Consider the following 3,230-nt stretch of genomic DNA (forward strand, 5'->3'; position numbering starts at 1 on the left):
GAAATTAGGAAGCCGGCATTTGCTCGGGAGCTTCCGACAAGCTATGTCCGCGTTCGCCAGCCGCTGATCCGAAGCAGACCGACGGCTCCCGGCCCATGATGTCGGAGAGGTTTTGGAGCTCGGCCGACCAATGATCCACTCAACTCCTTCGTCGGCTGCCGAGTGCATCAAGCGACTCATCCACCAAAACAATTCATAAACCGCGACGCTTCGGGCCTTCACATTTGACCGGCTCAATAACAGTTATCTGCCGCCGCAAGTGCTTCGGCGCGGTGAGCTTCGTCTAGTGCGCCAATCCGTCGAACCGACGCGTAGAACCGTGCATAGTCGCCCGAACACAGGTCGAACAAGCGGAGAAACGCTGGAACCCGATCGCTATAAACGGAAGTCGCGGCGAGCTTGGCGTTGTTGATTGGGGAAGCGAACCAAGCATTGTATCCCCGGTATCCACCCCAGCGCCTGTCGCGCATCTGCCGGTAGCGCATTCGCAGCCGTTCGATCGCGGCTGCTTTCGCCGCCCACTTCTGCTCCGAGGTACCGGCGTCGTCGTAGACGTGACGTAACTCGTCCCGGGTCTGCGACACAAGCGCCAGAAATTCGGCGCTGCGCCTCCGGACGGCTTCGTAACGGCGCAATTCGGCAGTATCGCCAGCCGCGCGCAGCCATTTTTTCACGCCGGTTGTTTCGACGGCGACAGCGAACGCCTCGTTGAATGCGGAATCGTCGTGCACGTAGACGCGCTGGTGGGCCAGTTCATGGAAAACCAGCCCTGCAAGATACGTTTCATCCTGGCTGAGCATCGTGCTTAGCAGCGGGTCACTTGACCAGCCAAGCGTGGAATATGCAGTGATGCCCGTCACATAGACGTCCATGCCCTGTCCTTGAAGTTCGACAGCGGTTTCAGTCGCAGACTTCTTGGAAAAATATCCCCGGTAGGGGACGCAGCCGAAAACGGGAAAACACCATGTTCGTGGCGTCAGCGAGAATTCCGGCGCGGCGAAGACGGCCCATGTCACCGAGTCCCGACCGATATCAACATAGCTGCGGTAGCTATTGTTGTCGGGCAGCGCTAGTTCATCTGTTGCAAACTGTCGTATGGCGCTCGCCGATGCCATTCGGGCGCGCAATGCGTTCGGCGTCGAAGGATCCCCGATCAGTTTTCCGACATCCTTGCGCGCCGTCATGATCTGCAGATGACCCTTCACGGACTGCGCGTAGTAGGAAATACTAGTGCAACCGGTCACGCCGGACACCACGATCATAACGGCAACCAATCGAAAGAATGCGCGCATCACGATTTGCCCATAGCACTGCTCACACGTTCCGATAGGGCAATTGTCGCGATTGCCCCAGGTCTCAAGCAGTCGCATTAATTTGATCGAGGTCCGGGACTACAAGAGTGGCGCAATGCGATCATTCGCTGCTGCATTGCCGGATGTCCTCTCAAAGCTGGGCCTGGCGGCATTCAGACTATCAGACTATCCGACTGGGAGACCACTTTGCATAGGCTGCCGGTCCGATTATCGGCTCCCAAAACACAAGGTCCCTAATCCACCCGTTCTCCTTCCGGCCGTGGTGGCCGAAAGAGAAGCATCATGGGACTTTCACAATGCGACCCCGCAATGCAGGGATGACGTGCTTGGAATGCAGGCAGGAAGCTCGGCGCGAAAGGAGCGCTGAAGCCGCGACAGATTTGGGCGATCCGCTTCTTCCTTGATCGCGCGCTGTTCGATCTCGCCATCGATAGCAAGCTGCGTGGCTGCGATCTCGTGGAAATCAAGATCGGCACCTTAGTCGTCGGTCCCGAGATTCGAACACGCGCGATAGTGTTTCAGCAGAAGACAGGTCGTCCCGTTCAATTTGAGCTGATGGCTGACGCCCTTGCAAGCCTGCTCGCATGGAGTGAGCGGCGTGGTGGGAGTGGATGACTACGCCTTCCCAAGCAGGGATCAATCGCTCAGCCCCCATGAGCACGCGGCAGTATGCCCGACTGGTCGATGAATGGGTTTCGGCGATCGGACTACGGCGTGAAGAATACGGCACACATTCGCTCCGGCGAACCAAGGCCTCAATCATCTACAAGGCGCCGGGCAATTTGCGAGCGGTGCAGATCCTGCTCGGTCACACCAAGATCGAGAATACGGTTCGCTATCTTGGCGTGGACGTCGAGGACGCGCTCACCCTCGCTGAGCGAACTGAGATCTAATCCATGGCGGCCTCTCGGGCCTGCCGAGAGACCGTCATGGATCTGCAACGGAGCGACAGTGGCCAAGCTGGAGGGCCGGCGGCTCGCATCTGACCGAGCGACCGATGTCGCTACGTGTACCCGTGCAGAATCACGATCGCGTCGACGCGAGATCATCGGCATTCTCGGCGCAAATTAGCGTGAGATTATAATTGCCTTCGACGCACGATCGAATGAGACTGAACGCACGATCGCTGAGACGGACGTGAGATCATCCGTGCCGACGCACGATAATCGAGACGCCGAGCATGGTCATAATTTGCTGGACTGCGCTTGACGCTTTGAGTCACGAGGACGGCTAATCGATAAAACCGAGCAACAAGGTGCTCGCTACCTCACGGGCACTTGTGGCGAGCGCTGCATCTGACAGTTCGCCCGCTGTCCAAAACGACAGCACGCCGCGAAATCCAAAGGCGAGCTGTCCACGGCATCGGTCGGGATCGCGGCAACCCTTGGTGGATTGGATCATGATCCCGATTCAACAGGGATGGCCCAGGAGGGATGGCCCAGGCTCAGATCTGATCGACCGGCGGCGCGGGCATTCCGGAATGCCTGTCGCGCCGCCGATCTTACGCCGATGCTGGGGAAGCACGGGATTTTGGGAACACAGAGCTTTCAGCGCGGCGTATGGCTCAAACCGATCAGTAAACGACCACGCTGCGGATGCTTTCACCAGAATGCATGAGGTCGAAACCCTTGTTGATGTCCTCGAGCTTCAGCGTGTGGGTGATCATCGGATCGATCTCGATCTTGCCGTCCATGTACCAGTCGACGATCTTCGGCACGTCGGTGCGGCCGCGCGCGCCGCCGAAGGCGGTGCCCATCCAGGTGCGGCCGGTGACCAGCTGGAACGGCCGCGTCGAGATCTCCTGGCCGGCGCCGGCAACGCCGATGACGACCGACTTGCCCCAGCCGCGGTGCGACGATTCAAGCGCCTGCCGCATGACTTTCGTGTTGCCGGTGCAGTCGAAGGTGTAGTCGGCAC

At 59.0% G+C, this 3,230-nt stretch carries 2 protein-coding genes and 1 pseudogene; 1 reads left to right on the forward strand and 2 read right to left on the reverse strand.

The window, feature by feature from the left end; genetic code table 11:
- Window positions 1-233: 233 nt before the first annotated feature.
- Window positions 234-1,292 carry an aminopeptidase gene (locus NKJ08_RS38275; RefSeq protein WP_352780541.1) on the reverse strand — a complete coding sequence of 353 codons (1,059 nt, stop codon included), beginning with the start codon at window positions 1,290-1,292 and terminating at the stop codon, window positions 234-236.
- Between the two features lie 384 nt (window positions 1,293-1,676).
- On the opposite strand from NKJ08_RS38275, the pseudogene NKJ08_RS38280 reads away from it, so the two are divergent.
- Window positions 1,677-2,206: pseudogene (locus tag NKJ08_RS38280) on the forward strand (tyrosine-type recombinase/integrase).
- Window positions 2,207-2,886: 680 nt separating this feature from the next.
- Here the strand turns inward: NKJ08_RS38280 and NKJ08_RS38285 are convergent.
- On the reverse strand, window positions 2,887-3,230 hold a 344-nt coding region (locus NKJ08_RS38285; RefSeq protein ID WP_352786333.1), incomplete at its 5' end, for a zinc-binding dehydrogenase.

The sequence above is a fragment of the Mesorhizobium sp. M0244 genome (assembly GCF_040321795.1).
GTDB lineage: Bacteria > Pseudomonadota > Alphaproteobacteria > Rhizobiales > Rhizobiaceae > Mesorhizobium.